The 18,319-nt window shown below is 57.1% G+C and carries 16 protein-coding genes; 3 read left to right on the plus strand and 13 right to left on the minus strand.

The genetic code is table 11. The features are described from left to right. A partial coding sequence (gene metF / locus G5253_RS15605) for a methylenetetrahydrofolate reductase (protein ID WP_421203699.1) occupies nucleotides 1-755 on the minus strand: 755 nt, incomplete at its 3' end. A 329-nt stretch (nucleotides 756-1,084) separates the two neighbouring features. Between metF and G5253_RS15610 the strand changes: the two genes are divergently transcribed. Then, nucleotides 1,085-1,885, plus strand: coding sequence for a GNAT family N-acetyltransferase (locus G5253_RS15610; protein WP_201952761.1), 801 nt, complete (start codon nucleotides 1,085-1,087; stop codon nucleotides 1,883-1,885). Nucleotides 1,886-1,958: 73 nt separating this feature from the next. Here G5253_RS15610 and G5253_RS15615 read toward each other — a convergent pair whose 3' ends face one another. From G5253_RS15615 to G5253_RS15670, 12 genes are all read right to left on the minus strand, one after another. Beyond that, on the minus strand, nucleotides 1,959-3,428 hold the full coding sequence (locus G5253_RS15615) for an ABC transporter substrate-binding protein (RefSeq protein ID WP_266134876.1): 1,470 nt from the start codon (nucleotides 3,426-3,428) through the stop codon (nucleotides 1,959-1,961). A gap of 8 nt (nucleotides 3,429-3,436) precedes the next feature. After that, complete coding sequence (locus G5253_RS15620) at nucleotides 3,437-5,416, minus strand: HAMP domain-containing methyl-accepting chemotaxis protein (protein WP_201952765.1); 1,980 nt, start codon at nucleotides 5,414-5,416, stop codon at nucleotides 3,437-3,439. Nucleotides 5,417-5,638: 222 nt separating this feature from the next. Next, complete coding sequence (locus G5253_RS15625) at nucleotides 5,639-6,235, minus strand: OmpW family outer membrane protein (protein ID WP_005340187.1); 597 nt, start codon at nucleotides 6,233-6,235, stop codon at nucleotides 5,639-5,641. A 458-nt stretch (nucleotides 6,236-6,693) separates the two neighbouring features. Then, nucleotides 6,694-8,367 (minus strand): diguanylate cyclase, encoded by a 1,674-nt coding sequence (locus tag G5253_RS15630; RefSeq protein ID WP_266134877.1) that lies wholly within the window; start codon nucleotides 8,365-8,367, stop codon nucleotides 6,694-6,696. A 121-nt stretch (nucleotides 8,368-8,488) separates the two neighbouring features. Next, nucleotides 8,489-11,317, minus strand: coding sequence for an excinuclease ABC subunit UvrA (gene uvrA, locus G5253_RS15635; protein ID WP_266134878.1), 2,829 nt, complete (start codon nucleotides 11,315-11,317; stop codon nucleotides 8,489-8,491). A gap of 89 nt (nucleotides 11,318-11,406) precedes the next feature. Continuing rightward, entirely contained in the window at nucleotides 11,407-11,697 is a 291-nt protein-coding gene (gene csgH / locus G5253_RS15640; RefSeq protein WP_266134879.1) for a curli-like amyloid fiber formation chaperone CsgH, read from the minus strand. 134 nt (nucleotides 11,698-11,831) lie between these two features. Further along, nucleotides 11,832-13,283 (minus strand): curlin, encoded by a 1,452-nt coding sequence (locus G5253_RS15645; protein ID WP_227341854.1) that lies wholly within the window; start codon nucleotides 13,281-13,283, stop codon nucleotides 11,832-11,834. Between the two features lie 34 nt (nucleotides 13,284-13,317). After that, nucleotides 13,318-13,839, minus strand: a complete 522-nt coding sequence (locus G5253_RS15650) for a curlin (protein WP_201952781.1) — start codon at nucleotides 13,837-13,839, stop codon at nucleotides 13,318-13,320. Between the two features lie 186 nt (nucleotides 13,840-14,025). Beyond that, nucleotides 14,026-14,865, minus strand: coding sequence for a CsgG/HfaB family protein (locus G5253_RS15655; protein WP_005355003.1), 840 nt, complete (start codon nucleotides 14,863-14,865; stop codon nucleotides 14,026-14,028). A gap of 7 nt (nucleotides 14,866-14,872) precedes the next feature. Then, entirely contained in the window at nucleotides 14,873-15,274 is a 402-nt protein-coding gene (locus tag G5253_RS15660) for a curli assembly protein CsgF (protein WP_042063493.1), read from the minus strand. A gap of 11 nt (nucleotides 15,275-15,285) precedes the next feature. After that, nucleotides 15,286-15,729 (minus strand): curli production assembly/transport protein CsgE, encoded by a 444-nt coding sequence (locus tag G5253_RS15665; protein ID WP_201952785.1) that lies wholly within the window; start codon nucleotides 15,727-15,729, stop codon nucleotides 15,286-15,288. Beyond that, the gene (locus tag G5253_RS15670; protein ID WP_042080923.1) at nucleotides 15,729-16,376 is read right to left on the minus strand and encodes a LuxR C-terminal-related transcriptional regulator; all 648 of its coding nucleotides are present in this window, start codon (nucleotides 16,374-16,376) and stop codon (nucleotides 15,729-15,731) included. The genes G5253_RS15665 and G5253_RS15670 overlap by 1 nt, the downstream gene beginning before the upstream one ends. Nucleotides 16,377-16,802: 426 nt before the next feature. Here G5253_RS15670 and G5253_RS15675 point away from each other — a divergent pair, with 426 nt between their 5' ends. Together G5253_RS15675 and G5253_RS15680 are read left to right on the plus strand one after the other, a co-directional pair. Then, nucleotides 16,803-17,390 carry a single-stranded DNA-binding protein gene (locus G5253_RS15675; protein ID WP_005340181.1) on the plus strand — a complete coding sequence of 196 codons (588 nt, stop codon included), beginning with the start codon at nucleotides 16,803-16,805 and terminating at the stop codon, nucleotides 17,388-17,390. Between the two features lie 149 nt (nucleotides 17,391-17,539). After that, nucleotides 17,540-18,283: a substrate-binding periplasmic protein gene (locus G5253_RS15680; protein WP_266134923.1), complete on the plus strand. Its 744-nt coding sequence runs from the start codon at nucleotides 17,540-17,542 to the stop codon at nucleotides 18,281-18,283. Nucleotides 18,284-18,319 lie beyond the last annotated feature (36 nt).

Here is an 18,319-nt window from a genome sequence, read left to right on the forward strand (position 1 = left end):
ACCAGATTGCGGGTCATCTGATCGTTATCCAGCCCCTCGAAACGCTGATGCATCCAGCGCGGGATCTTCACGTTGGTAAAACCGGCAAACTTGGCCAGGGTCTGATAGTTGGAGACCGGCAGGATCCCCGGCACGATTTCGGCATCGATACCGATGGCAGCGCAGCGATCCCGAAATCGCAGATAGGTCTCCACATCGAAGAAGAACTGGGTGATGGCGCGGTTGGCACCGGCATCAATCTTGCGCTTGAGGTTGAGCAGGTCGGATTGCGCACTCTTGGCCTCCGGGTGCCCTTCCGGATAGGCAGCAACCGAGATATCGAAGTCCGCCTCTGACTTGAGCAGGGCAACCAGGTCGGTGGCATACATATCCGGCTTCTCCAACCCCTGCGGCAAGTCACCGCGCAGAGCCACAATATGGCGAATGCCGCTGTTCCAGTAATCGCGGGCGATGGTGCGCAGCTCGTCGCGACTGGCATCGATACAGGTCAGGTGCGGCGCCGCAATCAGGCCTGTCCGTTCCTTGATGTCCTTTATCACCTTGTGGGTGCGATCACGGGTGCCAGAGTTGGCGCCATAGGTGACGGAGACGAACTTGGGTTCCAGCACTTTCAGCCGTTCGATGGACTGCCAGAGGGTATTCTCCATCCCTTCACTGTTGGGCGGAAAAAACTCGAAACTGACCGATATATCGCCATTCAAATCTGCCAAGCTCTGGTTGAGCGCCTCAACCTGACGTGCACTGTGAAATCCCATCTGCTCTTCTCCCTGTCCTGCAATCCATCTGCCTACGTCAAAACGGATGTTTGGACGTCTAAACGTCTTTATATTTATGAGCAAAACGACACAAAGTCAACAGGGATTTACCTCACATCCGATCTGACGAACTTCATATTTACAAAATTAACGGTACGTAACCGAAAAGTGCCCATCCCAAAATCGCCCCAGTCGAGTTATGATGGGGGTAGATCGTCCTGGACGTTCTGAATCTGCGTGTGATTGTTTGGCCGGAGGTTTCTCCGGCCCCTTTTCATCTATTTCCCACTCCTGCCGATAACAGAATGAGTCTTTGCAGGAGCACCATCATGGATACCCACCCCGGCTTTGCCACCGACTTGCTGTTCGATCGCTACCAGGGCGAGGTAACCCAGCATGAGCAGTTCTGGGCGGTTCGCACGCCGGATGCTCCCGACTATTACTTCGGCAACTACCTGCTGCTCCCCACCCCGCCCAGCGACCGCGACAAAGGCTGGCTGGAAGCCGCATTCGATCAGTTGATCGGCCAGGATCCTCGGGTGCGCCACCGCACCTTCCAATGGCCACTCGCAGCCGGACAAAACAGCCGGATCGCAGGTTTTGTCGCAACGGGTTACCAATATATGGAGTGCGTGGTACTGGCGCTGGATGAACAGAGCTGCCCACCTCCTCACGACGACATGAACAAGGTTGAGGCACGCACCTTCACCACTGCTGATTGGCCTGAGTGGCTCGACTTCGAACTCCATGAGCGGGATGAGGGGCACTCGGAACAGAGTTACCTCCCCTATCTTCGATCCCGTCAGGCGCTCTATCAGGCCATGATTGCCGATGGTCTCGGGGACTGGTGGGGGATCTGGCAAGAGGGGCAACTGGTCGCTAGCTGTGGCCTCTTCTTTTGCGGCACACTTGGGCGCTTCCAGTTGGTACGCACGCACCATGCCTGGCGCAACCAGGGGTTATGCAGCCAGCTGCTGAGTCAAGTGGCTCGCGCAGGATTGTCCCGCGCCAAACAACTCATCATAGTGGCTGACGAGCACTACCATGCCCAGCGCATTTACCGCTCTCTGGGGTTTGCCCCGGTAGCCCGCATCGGCAGCCTCTGCCGCTGGCCCCACGAAGCACAATAAAGCGATACCTGCTGGCCGCGAGCCATAAAAAAACGGGAGGCTGATGCCTCCCGCTCTTATTGATGCAGATGACCTATTGCTGTGGCTGCTGTGGCGCCTCCAGCTCGTTGGAAAGCGCCTGCTCCACCTCATCCGACGGCGCCGGTAATGGGGCAGCGGCCGCTGATGCGGGTTCTGCGGGAGTCACAGCTGGTGCCACCACGGCCGGTGTTTCACTGGTCGCGGGGGCTGCTGACACCTCAGCTGTCGGTGTTGAAACCGAGGCAGGGGCAACCGTATCACACTGACAATCCGCGCTCTTGGCCTTATTGCCCTGATGAGGGGCATACCACCCCTTCAAACCACTTTCCAGTCGATCCGCGGCAGCTTTGGGCTCCATCTTGCCAAGCAGCACAGCCTGACTCACCTCTGCCAGTTCATCCCCCAACTTGGGCGTACCACGGGAGAGGATCTGGGTCGCCACCCGAATGGTGGAGTCACACAGATCGCGCCACTCCATCATCTCTTTGGCCGCCGGATTGGTGACATCGAAGAAGTGGTTGGAGAGGGAGAAGAATCCCGGCAGCGAGTTGGTATAGAGCTCGGCAAATTGCGGCGTCGTCAGCCACTGCAGGAAGGCCATTGCCCCCTCTTTGTTCTTGCTGGCCGGGTTCATCCCCATACCGATATCGGTGTGGTCGGTAAAGAAACAGCCATCACCCTGTTTGGCCACCGGCGGACGCATGACGCCAAAATCGACCTTGCCGGTGAAGGGGGCAATCTCCCAGGAGCCCGCCACGTAGAAGGCGGCCTTGCCCGAGGTGAACAGCTCGTTACTGGTCGCATAATCGCGGCTCTCGCCACCTTCACCGAGGTAGGAGCGCCAGCGCGCCAGCTCATCGAACACCTTCACATATTGCGGGTTGTCCAACCGCTCCTGCCCGCCGATCAGTGCCAGACGGCCGTCCTCTCCCTTCCAGTAGTTGGGGCCAATGTTCTGGAACCCCAGTTCGGAGGCAACCCAACTCTCGGAACCGCTCATGGCCAGCGGCACATAGCGACCGTCGGCCTTGATCTTGTCCAGCACGGCAAAGAACTGATCGCGGGTTTGCGGCAAGGTGAGCCCCAACTCACTGAAGATCTTCTTGTTATAGAAGAAGCCATGAATCACCGAGGCCATGGGTACGCAGAAGGTCTGGGCACCGGAGTCAGTCTGCCAGGGTGACTGGGCAAAACTCGGGAAGTTCTCCATCCCTGCCATTTCGGTCAGCTCGGCCAGATGGCCCGCCTTGAACAGGGCGAGCGAGTCATCAAACGGACGACAGGTAATGAGATCCCCCGCCTTACCGCCTTTCAGGCTCTCCCACAGGGTGGGCATGTAGTTAACGTTCTGTACCGGATGAAAACTCACCTTGATACCGGGATGCGCCGCTTCAAAGGCCGGGATAATTTTCTGCTCCCACAACGCCTTGTCATCGGTTCGCCAGCTTTCAATCACCAGCTCGCTGGCCATCAGCTGGCCACACAACAGGAGACTCAGGGCTCCAATCCACTTTTTAGACATAAGCCCTCCTAGACCTTGAAATGTGCGATCAATTGCTGCTGTTTGGCGACCAGGTCGGCCAGTACTTCACTGCTGCTGGCGGATTCGCGCGCCTCCCGCTCGGTCTCATATGCCACATCGGCAATACCGGCGATATGACGAGCGACCCCCTGACTGACGGAGATCTGCTCCTGAGCGGCATGGGCCACCTGATCAGCCATCGATTTGATGGCACCCATCCGATCAGCAATGGATTGCAGCGCCACATCCATCTCGCGAGTCTGCTCAACACAGCTCTGGGTCTGCTCCTGGCTACGCCCCATCACTTCAACCACATGCTTGCTGGAGTTCTGCAGATTCTCAATCATCCCCTGGATCTCTTCGGTCGAAGTCTGGGTGCGATTGGCCAGCGCCCGCACCTCATCGGCTACCACCGCGAAACCGCGGCCGGCATCGCCAGCACGGGCAGCTTCGATGGCGGCGTTCAAGGCCAGCAGGTTGGTCTGCTCGGCAATACTGCGGATCACATCGAGAATGCTGCCGATGTTGTTGCTGAATTCGCCCAGCTTGTAGGTGATCCCGACCGCCTCCTCCATGGCGCCAGCCAGCTGCTCGGTGATCCGGCGAGTGGTGGCCACTTTCTGGCGACCATTGCGCGCCTCTTCATCGGCCAGATCCACTTCCCGCTTGGTGCCATCGGTAGAGCGGGCCACCTCGGTGGCGCTCACTTCCAGCTCGGTAATGGCGGCGGCCACCTGATCGGTCTGGCTCTTCTGCTCCTGTACCCGGGACATGGCCCGTTCGCTGATCTCGGCGGCGCGGCTCGCTTCATCCACCAGATGACGGGAGCCCGCATTGATTTGAGAGAGCAGCTCGCCGGTCTTGCCCGCCAGCGTATCGATGGAGCGAGAGAGGCTGCCAAATTCGCAACTGCTGCGGTAGTTGATGCGGCGGGTCATGTCGCCGGCCGCCATGCAATCGAGCTCCTTGTTGATCATCTGCAACGGGCGCTGAATGCTGCGCGCCGTGGTATAGCCGATCACCAGTGCGGCAGCGGCCGACATCGCGGCAACCACCAGGATCCAGAAGCTGGCACTGCTGACCGCGGCATCGGCGTTGATCCGACTATCGCTAGCGATGGCACCGGCGGACTTGCCCATCTCATCGAGCAAATTGAGGCTGTTGACCAGACTGGCATCCAGCTGCTGATTTTGCGTGGCCAGCGACAGCTCCAGTTGCTGAGCCTGACGCATGGTCGCCAGCAAGCCCTGAGCGCCGAGCGCCAACTCCTGCATCCGATCCAGATTGGAGACAAAGCGCGCTTTTACATCATCGGGCACCACTACCCGCTCCAACCGCTTGCGGGCCATCTCGATATCCTTGCTGAGTACCTTTTCCAGCTCGTTCAGGTCGGTTTTGGCATCGGCACGGCGAATATTCTTCAGATCGCGGGCGATACCCGAGGTAATAAGCTCCGCCTTGTTGCGCATGGAGCGTTTGCTGGCGGTCTGTTGCAGCAGCAGATCTGCCGCCCACTGGTAGGTATCCTCAAGGCGGATAAATTCCATCTCCAGCTTGTGGCGCTGCTCCAGCGCGCTGACCCACTGCCGATGCTGGGCCAACACCTGATCTGCCAAGCCATAAAATTGGGTGGTAGCACTCTCGACCTGTTGGAAGCGGGCACGAGCATCCGCTACGTCGGTAAATTTACCCATCTCCTGACTCAGCTGGGCGAAGCGGTTCTGCTGCTCCTTGAACTGATTGGCCAGCTGCGGCAACTGGGCGGCATCTTCACTGGTGCGGTAGACCAGCACCCAGCGGTTACTATCCTGCAGTGCCCCCTTTAGACCTGCGACAGCCACTACCAGCGGGGTTGCCCGGTCAGATACGGCAGAGAGGCCGTCATTTATACCCTTGATTTTAAAGGTACTGATCACACCAAGCAGGATCAGCAACAGCAGCATCAACACGAATCCGGCGATGATCCGCTGCACAATAGATAAGCCCATGGAGACATCCTCACTCATTGGGGGAAGGTAAAGTGAACATAGTCACTATCGGCAAGGGTGGCGAATAACTGAAATAAAGCGACAGGGATTTAATTGATTTGTATCGGGTTGGATCACAGTCCAGACAAAATCAGCAATACGAAAAAAGCCCGGCAAAAGCCGGGCTGAAAGAGACGTACTTTGCTATCTTCCGCGGTCCGATCAGAGCCGCAGTCAGAATCATTAGAAGCGGTAGCCAACACCCACCATAAAGGCCATCGGGTCGACCTTGGTATTAATGGTGCCAATCGCAGTATGCACATCGGTATCGATATCCATGATCCAGGCTGAACCGTTGACAAACCAGCGGTCAGTGATCGCCATATCGATACCAACTTGTCCGGCAACACCCCAGGAGTCATCGACTTTGACATCGGTTCCTGACAGTGCACCACGACCCTCTTCATCAAAGAAGGTGGTGTAGTTCACGCCAATACCGACATACGGGCGAACCTTGCTTTGAGCATCGCCAAAATAGTACTGACCCATCAGAGTCGGCGGCAGATGCTTGATCTTGGCAACTTCAGCGCCACCCAGTTTGACTGAATGAGAGAAGGGGGTTGCAGCCAGCAATTCGACACCCCAGTTATCAGTAATCATGTAAGAGAGAGTCAATCCCAATTGCATGTTGTCATTAATTTCCAGCTCTACAGGCGTGCTGCTTTCCTGCGGCGATACAAATGCCAAACCACCACGAACCAGAATATCACCAGCCTGATGGGCCATGGCGAAAGGAGAGGTCACTGCAGCGGCAATCATCAGAGGAAGTAATTTTTTCATCACGTAATCCCTTTTTTTGTTTTCATTTGATGCTGTAAGCCCGCTGACTATATGCCCTTGTAAATGCAAAGTTATTGACTTGGAGCAAAGGTTGCACAGAAATAAATCGATTGGTGTGACATCTTTACGCGCCATCTCAATCTCGTTGAGCCCCCAGACAACAAGCTGAAATACCTGTTTCGACAGGTTGTTACTACCCGCATCCAGCGCCAAAAGGAGCAAACAAACCACATCTTATTGCGCGGCAGAGTGGCTATTAATTGTTGTTAATGTGGGCAAATCAGCGTATTTTTTGCGCCATGCAAGTTACTGGGAAGTAATGGTTTATTTATGAAAAATGAGTCGAAATGGCAAAAGGTGGGGGCCTTTCTCGCGGCCGTGTGGGGAATCGGATCCTTTCTCTTTATCCTGCTCGGTTTTATTGTCGCTCTGGCCTATCTGGTATTGGTACGGCAGGGTTAATCCGGATTGACAGAGTGCAGCAGGGTGATATGCCCCCCTTCGGCAAGCTGTTCCGGAGTCTGGCCCATTCCCTCCACAGAGAGGCTACCAGCGTAGCCACACCACCGATTTCGCCCGCCGACTTTGGCCTGATACAGCGCCATGTCCGCCAGTTTGAAGCTGTGACTCCAGAATGAATCCGGACACTCCGGGTGCAACGGATAGCGGCAGAACCCCAGAGACACCGTCAACCAGAGTGGCGCATCCTCTCTGCCAAAGCGGTGCTGAGCGACACGCTGGCGCAGATATTCGACCCGCAACGCCAACTCTTGCTCGTCATCCACTTGTAGCAGCAACAAGAACTCCTCCCCGCCCAGCCGGATGATCGGCTCGCGCTCTCCTGTCACCACCTTGCGCATCAGATCCGCCAACTGTTTCAGCACCAGATCCCCGATGTCATGGCCAAGGCGGTCATTGATCCGCTTGAAATGATCCAGATCCAGCAGCAATAACAGACAAGGTTTGGCCCGGTTGGCCTGCAACCAACCATCGAGATAGCGACGATTGAAGCAACGGGTCAAGGGATCGGTGAATGCAGCCATCTCCATCTGGCTGGATTTTTCCAACAAATCATCGTGTTGCTGACTAACCTTGCTGGCCATCTCCTTGAACTTGCTGCTCAGGGTCGCCATCTCGGCGCTGCTGTCGATATAGGGGATCAAGGTGGCATCTGGCCGATCGCCAAAGCGTTGCAGCGCCGATACCAGCTGCTGCAACGGGGTAAGCACAATGCTGTTGAGCCGGTACATGGCGATCATGACGCAGATAAAACTGATAAACAGCATGCCGATAAAGGTCCAGAGCGCCCCCTCCATGACGCCACTCAAGATCTTTCTCTCCTCCTCAATCACCAGGGTCAGTACCGGCTGGTTATCGCTGTTGAGCAGTCGCACCTCTCCCCTGAGCCGGGTCAGCCCCAGGTCGATCAGGCGATACGTTATTTGCGGTTTCAGTGGTTTGAAGGTAGCTGTGACATCCAGATTGGCGTGGGAGATCGCCAGTGGCAGCGCGGTACGCTCCGATACTTGCTCGAGGTAGGCCTTGTCGAGCCAACGAACAACCAGCAAGAAACCGTTGAACGGTGCCGACTCGTCACTGTTTCTGATCGGCTGCCACGAATACATCAGCGGTCCCCATTGGGAGGCTCTGATGCCGTGCACGTTGATACCTCCTTGCGCCACTGACCGGGCTCTCAACTGCTTTTTCAGCTCATCAAGGAAATAGGGAAACTGATCAGGGTTGATCCCCGGCGCATCAGGCAGCAGAGTGCGCGTCCAGACCTCGTAACCAGTGAGGTCAATGAAACTCATCAGATTAAGGCGAAAGTCCTGCATTGGCATATCACTAAGCAGATTGGATTCGATATATGTCCTGCTTTTGTTGCCCATAAAGCGGTGACTGTCATCCCAGATGCCCCAATCACGACTGAATGCGTCCAGAGCGGCCACATCCGCCTGCACCGCCTTGGTCACGCGCAGCAGATGTTCCTTCATTCGCTGCTCTTCAATCCGGCTGGCTGCCGGGATCTGGGCCCACGCCAGCAGGACCAGCAATAGCAGGATAGCCCCCAGCCAGATAGGGAGCATGGAGTAAGCCAACTGATGATCAATCGTACGCGGAGCCTGAGCCATAACCCGATATATCCATTACCATGATGCTGAGATGCCAAGCCTGCCCACACTTGACGAGCTTCCCCCTATGCTCCCGATTTTTATAACAAAAAGGGGCCAAAGGCCCCTCGATTATAACGGCTTATCGCGCCAATAGTGGCCGCAAAAAACGAGCTGTATGAGACTCTTTATTGGTGCAAATCTCTTCCGGCGTCCCCGTCACCAGAATGCGGCCACCACCGGCGCCCCCCTCCGGACCCAAATCGACGATCCAGTCGGCAGTTTTGATGACATCCAGATTGTGCTCGATGATGACGATGGTGTTGCCACGATCCCGCAGCTGGTGCAGCACCTTGAGTAGCTGCTGGATATCGTGGAAGTGCAGCCCGGTGGTCGGCTCGTCCAGAATGTAGAGAGTCTGACCGGTATCCCGCTTGGAGAGCTCCCGCGCCAGCTTGACCCGCTGTGCCTCACCGCCAGACAAGGTTGTGGCCGACTGGCCGAGGCGGATATAGGAGAGGCCCACGTCCATCAGGGTCTGCAGCTTGCGCGCCACTGCCGGTACCGGATCGAAGAACTCGCGGGCATCTTCCACCGTCATCTCGAGGATTTCGTGGATGTTCTTGCCCTTGTACTTCACCTCCAGCGTCTCGCGGTTGTAGCGCTTGCCCTTGCAGACGTCGCACGGTACGTAGACGTCCGGCAGGAAGTGCATCTCCACCTTGATGACTCCATCCCCTTGGCACGCCTCGCAGCGGCCCCCTTTCACGTTGAAGGAGAAGCGGCCCGGCTGGTAGCCTCGGGAACGCGCCTCCTGAGTGCCGGAGAGCAGCTCGCGGATCGGGGTAAACAGGCCGGTGTAGGTGGCCGGGTTGGAGCGTGGGGTACGACCGATGGGGCTCTGGTCGATATCCACCACCTTGTCCAGATGTTCCAGCCCCTCCACGCTGCGATAAGGCGCCGGGGTGGATTCGGTGGCCTTGTTCAACTCGCGGTGAGCAATGCGGAACAGGGTATCGTTAATCAGGGTCGACTTGCCGGAGCCGGAGACGCCGGTGACGCAGGTCATCACTCCGATCGGCAGATCCAGGTTGACGTTGCGCAGGTTGTTGCCGCTCGCCCCCTTGAGCTTCAACCACTTGCCGATGAGCGGCGTGCGCTCGGCAGGAATGGCGATCTGCTTGCGACCGGAGAGGTAGTCACCGGTGAGTGACTCGGGATTGGCAATGATCTCCTCCGGCGTACCCTGCGCGACGATGGCCCCGCCGTGTACCCCGGCTCCCGGGCCGATATCGAGCACATGGTCCGCAAGGCGGATAGCGTCCTCGTCGTGCTCCACCACGATCACCGTGTTGCCGAGATCACGCAGATGAGTGAGGGTTTTGAGTAGCCGTTCATTGTCGCGTTGGTGCAGGCCGATGGAGGGCTCGTCGAGTACATACATCACCCCCACCAGACCGGCACCGATCTGGCTGGCCAGTCGAATGCGCTGCGCTTCCCCACCGGAGAGGGTCTCGGCACTGCGCGACAGGCTCAGGTAGTTAAGGCCAACGTTTACCAGGAAGCCGAGCCGCTCGACGATCTCTTTCAGGATCTTCTCGGCGATCTGGGCGCGCTGGCCGGTCAGATTCAGCCCCTCGAAGAAGGCGAGCGCATCGCCAATGGACTGCTCGGCGATGGCCGGCAGGTTGCGGTTGTCGACGAAGACGTGGCGCGCCTCCTCCCGCAGCCGGCTGCCACCGCAGCTTGAGCAAGACTTGTTGGCGATGTATTTGGAGAGCTCTTCACGCACCGAATTGGACTCGGTTTCCCGGTAGCGCCGCTCCATGTTGTGCAGGATCCCCTCGAACGGGTGCTTGCGCACCACCACATCGCCGCGGTCGTTCATGTAACGGAACTCGATCTCGGTGCGACCGGAGCCACGCAGGATCACCTCCTGGGTCTTGAGCGGCAGATCCTCCCACGGCGTCTCCAGATCGAACTTGTAGTGCTCGGAGAGAGATTTCAGCATCTGGAAGTAGTAGAAGCTGCGCTTGTCCCAGCCACGGATGGCGCCGTTGGCCAGGCTGATGGCCGGATCGCCGATCACCTTGGCCGGGTCGAAATATTGCTGCACGCCCAAACCATCACAGGTGGGACAGGCACCGGCCGGGTTGTTGAAAGAGAAGATGCGCGGCTCCAGCTCCGACATGGAGTAGCCGCACTCCGGGCAGGCGAAGTTGGCGGAGAAGGTCATGGGATCGACCCCCTCCTCGCCATCCATCGGCACCACCAACACGATACCACCGGATAGGGTCAGCGCCGTCTCGAACGACTCGGCCAGACGCAAGGCAAGGTCATCGCGCACCTTGAAGCGGTCCACCACCACCTCGATGGTGTGCTTCTTGTGCAGCTCCAGCGCGGGAGGGTCGGAGAGATCGCACACCTCGCCGTCGATACGGGCACGGATGTAGCCCTGGGCCGCCAGGTTCTCCAGCAGCTTGGTGTGCTCCCCCTTGCGATCGCGCACCACCGGGGCCAGCAGCATCAGCTTGCTCCCCTCCGGCTGGGCCAGCACCTGATCCACCATCTGGCTGATGGTCTGGGCGGCGAGCGGAATGGCGTGGGTCGGGCAGCGCGGCTCACCAACCCGGGCAAACAGCAGACGCAGGTAGTCGTAGATCTCGGTGATGGTACCGACGGTCGAGCGCGGGTTGTGGGAAGTGGACTTCTGTTCGATGGAGATGGCGGGCGAGAGCCCCTCGATATGGTCGACGTCCGGCTTCTCCATCAAGGAGAGGAACTGGCGGGCATAGGCGGAGAGGGACTCCACATAGCGGCGCTGCCCCTCGGCATAGAGGGTATCGAACGCCAGAGAGGATTTGCCCGAACCGGAGAGGCCGGTGACCACGATCAGCTTGTCGCGGGGCAGGGTCAGATTGATGTTCTTGAGGTTGTGGGTGCGAGCACCCCGGACCACGATCTTTTCCATCTTGTTGCACGCTCGATACAGAAACCTGAGCGAGTCAGTATGGCATAGAGACTACTGGATGAATAGACAGTCATGAGAGGAAATGCGCATCATCCGGCGCACGCCATCTGCTCTGTTTTCTCCACCAGCAGCCGCTCGTTTTGCCATATCCGGGCGGTGACCTCGACCCGATAGGGGCAACGCAAACCCAGCCCTATTTTGCCAACCGCCATGACCACTCCAGCCTGCAGCGACAGATTACGGCTCTGGCGCTGAGTCGTGCTCCCGGCCGCCCCTTCGCTGCGCACCAGCAACCTGACACTCACCGTCACGTCGCGCTTGCTGAACAGCGTCGGTGCAAGTGACAGCCCCTGCTCGTTCTGCGCAATATTGAGGGACAAGCGGATCGACGGATCGGGCTCCCTCTCGTTTCCCCTGGCGCTTGCTGGGGAAGCGACGCGATGAACCAGCATCAACCCACAGAGCAGCACCAATAAAAGAGGGGCCCGCAGGCCCCTGAATCCGGAGATGACCATCAGTTGCTACCAGCCCCTTGATAGACATAGGCATGGTTATCGCTGCCCAATACGGTCACATTGGCAGTATTAAAGCTTTCGTTTTGCACCACATCAACGGTGTTGCGCCCCCCACCAACCCCAGCATTGACGTAGACATTGGCCTCGTGCTCAGCGCCGTTCTGGGTCACGGTGAGCTTGTTCTCGCTACCCAAGTAGGACTCAACCTTGGCATTGTTCAACTCACCATCCTGGGTCACTTTGACCACAGACTCAGAGTGAGACGCATCGGCATAGGCCCAGTTGTCAGTGCCTTTCTGAGCAACGACCAGCTCGTTGTCCGAGCCCCAGGTCCAGGCGCCTTTGCCTTCACTATCACGAGCAGAGGCAACCTGGTTGCCAGTTCCGTTCTGGTCGATATCGATGGTATTGCCGCTGCCTGCTTGTTGCACTGCATTGGCATAGTTGTCATTACCTACCTGATCAATGGTGACCGCACCATCGGTACTGCTGGCTAACTGGTTGACCACGGCCTTGTTGTCATCACCTGTCTGGTTGACCAAGGCATCATTGCCAGTACCTTGCTGGTCGGTCTCAATCCGGTTGCGATTACCATCCTGTGTCAGGTCAGCAAACTCCCCGGTTCCAGACTGTTTGGCCAACAGGCCGTTGCCATTCCCGGCATCAGACCCTTGCTGCAGAGTCACCACTTCACCGCGGGTTCCACTTTGCTCAACAGTCGCTACGTTGGCACTATCGTATTGAGTGACGTCTGCATTGTTCAAAGAACCACTCTGAGTCACCACTGCAGATGTTCCTTCCGCCGGTGCATAGTCATAGTTACCGGTTGCCTGCAGCACCTTGGTGATATTGCTCTCTCCACGTTGTACCACTTCGGCGTTGGCTCCATCAGCCGCTGTCTGGGTCACGTCAGCCTGGTGAGCCCCCCCTTCTAGCTGCTGTACACTCGCCCGAGCGAAATCGGATATCTGGTTATTAATGACAGCCCGATTACCATCCGAGATTTGAGTGATCCTGGAGTCAGCTAAGTCACCATTATCTTGCTTGATCTTGGCGTCGTTGCGATCCCCATCCTGCACAACCCCGGCAACCGCACCGCCATTCTCAAATTGCTGAATCACATCAGCAAAGTTGTCGTTCCCCTTTGTATCGATGGAGGCTTTGGAGAGGTTAGTGTCACCTTGTTGCAAGATGTAACCCTCGTTACTGTCACCTACCTGCCGAGTATCGGCATCTGACTGGCCGGTATTCTTTTGAGTGGTAACAGCTGTGTTGTTGTTACCAGCTTGATCGATGTTAGCCTTGTTATCGACGCTTCCCACCACCTGGTTAATGGTGGCGATATTGCCGCTCTGGGCCTGGTTCACCGTAGCCTGGTTGCCAGTAGATGCCGCCCAAGCGGTGCTGGTCGCCAGAAGAACTGCCGAGGCAATGATGGTACGTTTAAACATGATTTCCCTCTCGTGCTAATGGTTGAGCCTAGGCTCAGTTGGTTTGAACGACATTTACTTGCTGATTGGCCCCCATCTGGATGACGGTGGCCGTTAATCCGATTCCGTTCTGCTCGATGCTGGCCTGATTGCCATCACCCAGCTGGATCGCCCGGGCCTGATTGTCTGCCCCTTGCTGACTGATCCAGGCTTCATTGCCGCTGCCTTGTTGCAGCAGCCAAATCCGGTTATTGATGCCCGCCTGATAGAGTTCGGCGCTATTGCCCTCACCCAGTTGCGCACCATTGACCCAGTTCTCATCTCCTACCTGGGAGAGCGCCAACTCATTGGCCCAACCCTGTTGCAGCAGGCGCGCCTGATTCAGCTCCCCTTGTTGGGTGAGGTGCAGTTGCTGCTCGCTACCGAGTTGCCACAACAGCGCCTGATTCCCGTCGTTCTGCAGACCGGAATCCAGCTCGCTTGCCATCGCCAGCTCATCAAAGACGGCAGGCTCTGCGGCGAGTTGCGGGGCGCCCGATATCAGCAGAAAAAAGAGAGCACTCAACAGATGTTTCATCGCGCCATCGCCTTGTTGGAAAACGCCCACAGTATCCCTGTCAGACAAGAGGCGGCCTATCAGGCACTCCGCTGATTCGAGGATGAAAAACACCGCCCTGTCGCTGAGCAGAAAGTCTTAAGTCGTATTCGATAGAGGCCAAAAAAAAGCCCTCCACTAGGGAGGGCATTGCGAGAGAGGGAAAACTCAAAGCAGCGGGGCGTTGTCTTGCAGGTACTCCTGCAGGATCGGATTGTCGATATCCCGCTGGTCGGCCAGTTGCCACAGATTGTCCCGTACACCATTGGCTATCAGCCGGATCACTCCGGACTCGATAGCCGACATGACACACATCTGTACCGGTTCGTTGGTGCTGAAACCGGCCTCGGCCTCCAGCAGGCGCTTGTACTCGACGAAGCGGAATACCCCGGCCTGCACCTGTTGCGACAATACTGTCTTGGAGGTGGTGACACTGTTCAGGATCCGGCCTGAACGGATATCGACGGCACGCAGATTGACCGTCACCTGATCGACCCGGTACTCCCCGCTGGCGCCAATGCCAAAATACTTGGCTCCCGCCCCACCGGTTCGTACATTGCTGTCATAGGCGACGATCCCCCCCTCGATCAGGATGTTGGCGGCGACCAGCGAGGGCAGTTGATTGGCATTGTTGCCGGGAACGTTGGGCTTGTTCTGGGCCGCCCGCACAATCTTGCGTTCGGTCAGCAGGTTCTGCAGCCCCTCCCGCTCCAGAGGCACAAACCATTGGGAATCCCACAAAGCCGTGCTCAGCATGGCTACCCCGCCCTGGGTGACCGCCGTGGAGAAGTTGGATGCCGGTGCGGGCAGGTACTGACCGGTCTGATCGCGAAAATCGTAGACGGCCGCGACAATTTTCCCTTTTGGCTTGGGCAGACTGATCAGCTCCTTGTAAGAGACGGATCGCGGCATCAGGGTTGCCTTCTCATCGGCAACGGGCGAGCCAATATGGGTCGCACAGCCAGCCAGCGCAAGCAGGGGCACTATCAATAACAGTTGTCGTTTCATCGCGCCCTCAATCAGCAATCAGGCCATTCACTTCGATCATGGTGGTCTGGTTGGTCACCCGGTCGGTGATCGAAACCACCAGGGTGCCATCTTCATCCACCACATTGATGGCAAAATCATCGGTCACCAGACTGCCGCTCTGGCTGCCATCCTTGCCGATATCGGCCAACAGCTGGCTGATCAGGCGGGATTGCAGGTTGGAGGTCAGGCGATCCAGCGCCGAGGTGCCGCTGCTACCACTGCCACTGGCGGGATCCTTGTAATCATTCTGCGCATTGGCGGTGCCAAGCAGATGACTGCTGTTGAGAGGGTTACCCCCAAAGCTGGGGTTGACGGGGCGATAGACAAGCTCCGACGCATGGAGCGCTGGCGCTATCAGTGCTGCAACTAGCCATAACCGGGCACGCATGAGAAATATCCTTATAGTTCATCATGTTCCAAATCGAAGGTATCCATGAACAGGGTCGCGATCTTCTGCTGTTCGAGGGTCTGCCTGACCTGTGACCAAGCCAGTTTGGCACTCTGCTCCTGCTGATTGCGGCCGGGAGAGAGCGCGGTTTTAAAAATCACCTTCCGGTTATGGGTGATCCAGATCAGGCTGCCCCAGCGAGCAGTCGGGCGCTCATGAATCGTCAGATTTTCTCTGGCATTCGGGTCTTCATCACTGCGCAACCGGGTAAATTCGTTATAAAAGCCCTGACCGAAGCGGGTAAAAGTGCGGTCCAGCACCAAACCATCTACATCCAGCCGATCACTCTCCTGCTCCGGCTGTACCGACTCCAGCGGAGCATCGGCCTCGGCCGCCACAACGGTCGTGAAGCCCCAGAGCAGCACAAGGCAACATGCCAGAGAGAACGCTTTCATCAGTGGGAGTCCGGAGCATCGAGATACTCTTTGGCCCAGCTCACCGCCTGGATCCGGTTCTTCACATTCAGCTTTTTAAAGACGTTATAGAGGTGGGATTTGACGGTGTGCTCGCTGACAAACAGGCTGTCGGCGATCTCGACATTGGAGGCACCCGTCATCAGATAACGGATGATCTCCTGCTCTCTGGCGGTCAGCAGGGTGTCGTTACGCAGCAGGTAGCTATTGCCCTGGCGATAGTATTCGACCAGCTCGCACAGCAGGTGACGCGGCATCCAGTACTCGCCCAACAGGATTTTCTGCAACCCGGCAACCAGTCGGTCGAGCGGATCCTGACGGAAAAACAGACCACAGATCTGCGGCCACATCAGCAGCAGGTCGCGATCCGTCGCAGTAGGAGCATTGAGCAGCACGGTGGTCGCCATGCCAAAGCGTTCGGAGATCGCCCGGTTCCAGCCCAGTGACTGGCCAGAGCGGATATAGTCGAGATCGATGAGAAACAGCGTGCCGTCACACTGGTTATCTAGCTGATTAATCTCGTGGATTAGCTGGACGGGACGGCTCAAATGAGAGATGAGATAGGCAGCAAATGTGCTGGCCTGCACATTATTTTCAGTGACCAGTGCGATCGGGCATGCGGCTTTCATTGTGTGCTCTTCCTTGAACCTGTAAACCACCTAATCTGGCCGACTGAGTCTACCAAGGAGGTATGGGAGCACAATATTAAAAAAGTATGAGAATGGATCTCATAAATATCGTAACCATATGTTTTTAGTCGATTTAAAAACCGATTACAATTCGCCAATCTGCCAGCATAACAGGAATATATGGCAGAAATGTGATGCCGGACGCGCCGGAAACAGCTGCAACCCGACCATCACTACAGCAGGAGCCAACAGTTACCTTTGGCACATCAAGCCGGTTAAGGATGCTGCCAATCCGCTTCGCAACTGTTACTATGACCGTCACATGCGTCTGCGGGACATTGCGCCTCGCACACAGCAACTAATCAGGTATCTAGTCGTGTTGGACCAGGTTTCGACCTGGCCGGTAAATAAGGTGGAAGAGAGATTATGGCCAGTCGAGGCATCAATAAAGTCATTCTGATCGGTAACCTCGGGCAAGACCCGGAAGTACGCTACATGCCGAGTGGCGGTGCCGTGACCAACATTACTCTGGCTACCTCCGAAACCTGGCGCGACAAGCAGACCGGTGAGCAGAAAGAGCGTACCGAATGGCATCGCGTCGTCTTCATGGGCAAGCTGGCCGAAGTGGCTGGCGAGTACCTGAAGAAGGGCTCCCAGGTCTATGTGGAAGGCAAACTGCAAACCCGCAAATGGCAGGATCAGAGCGGCCAGGAGCGCTACACCACTGAAGTGCTGGTCGACAGCTTCACTGGCGTGATGCAGATGCTGGGTGGCCGTCCGCAAGGCGGTCAGGGTATGGGCCAGAACATGGGTGGCCAATCCCAGGGTAACTGGGGTCAGCCGCAGCAGAGCATGCCTGCCCAGCAGCCGATGAATCAACAGCGCCCGGCACCAGCTCCGCAGCAGAACATGCAGCCGCAAGGCGGTTATGGCCGTCCTGCCCAGCAGCCGCAATCTGCGCCGCCGGTATATAACGAGCCACCGATGGATTTCGACGACGATATCCCGTTCTAAGAACAGAATATTGAAAAGGCCCTGATAACTCAGGGTCTTTTTTTATGCACTCTGGCTGAACCTCTCAGCCCGAAAGGGATATAACGCTTTTTGGTTGCCTCCCCTACAGTGATGGATATTCTCCACAGGAACGCTTTGTGAAAAGTGCAATGAAACTGCTCACCCCTTTATTGCTAATGCTGACCAGCATTCTCTCCGGCCAGTTGCAGGCAAAGCCACTCAAGGTCGGGGTCAGCTTTGCCATCCCCCCTTATGTCATCGAAGGCGAGAATCGCGGCATTGAGCTGGATCTGCTGAAAGAGGCGTTCGCTGGCAGCGGCTATGAGCCCAGCTTTGAATTTCTGCCACTGGAGCGTACCTTCCGCCTGTTCGAGTCAGGAAAGCTGGATGCCATCATCAACGTCAGACCCGGTATGGTTGATCCTCACGTTCTGACCCAGCCCGTTATCACCTTCCATAACCGAATCTTCACCCTGCGCAGCACCCACATCAGTACTCTGGACGACCTGCATTCAAAACGGGTCACCGCCTTTCAACGGGCAAGGATCATTCTGGGGGGCGCGTTCGCCACCATGGCCAACCAGAATCCCCACTATGAGGAGGTAGCCAAGCAGCAGGTGCAGGTACATCAGCTGATGCGCGGCAGGGTGGATGCAGTCGTACTGGAGGAGCGGGTGTTCTACTACTACCTCGACCAGCTGATCGCCACCGCCCAGGCAGGCGAGCACTACGAGCGCAATCAGGTCAGGCAAGCAGACCTCTTCCCGCCCACCGTCTATCACTTTGCCTTCCGAACGGCCGATGCCCGCAATCTGTTTGATAAGCGCCTTGAGGCGATGCGTCAGGATGGTCGTTATCACCAGATTTTCGCGGCTTACGGCGCCACGCCGTGAGCCACAAACATAAAAGCCAGCCGGTAAGGGCTGGCT

Origin of the sequence: Aeromonas sp. 602658, from assembly GCF_049173005.1 — a bacterium.
Taxonomy (GTDB): domain Bacteria; phylum Pseudomonadota; class Gammaproteobacteria; order Enterobacterales; family Aeromonadaceae; genus Aeromonas; species Aeromonas veronii_A.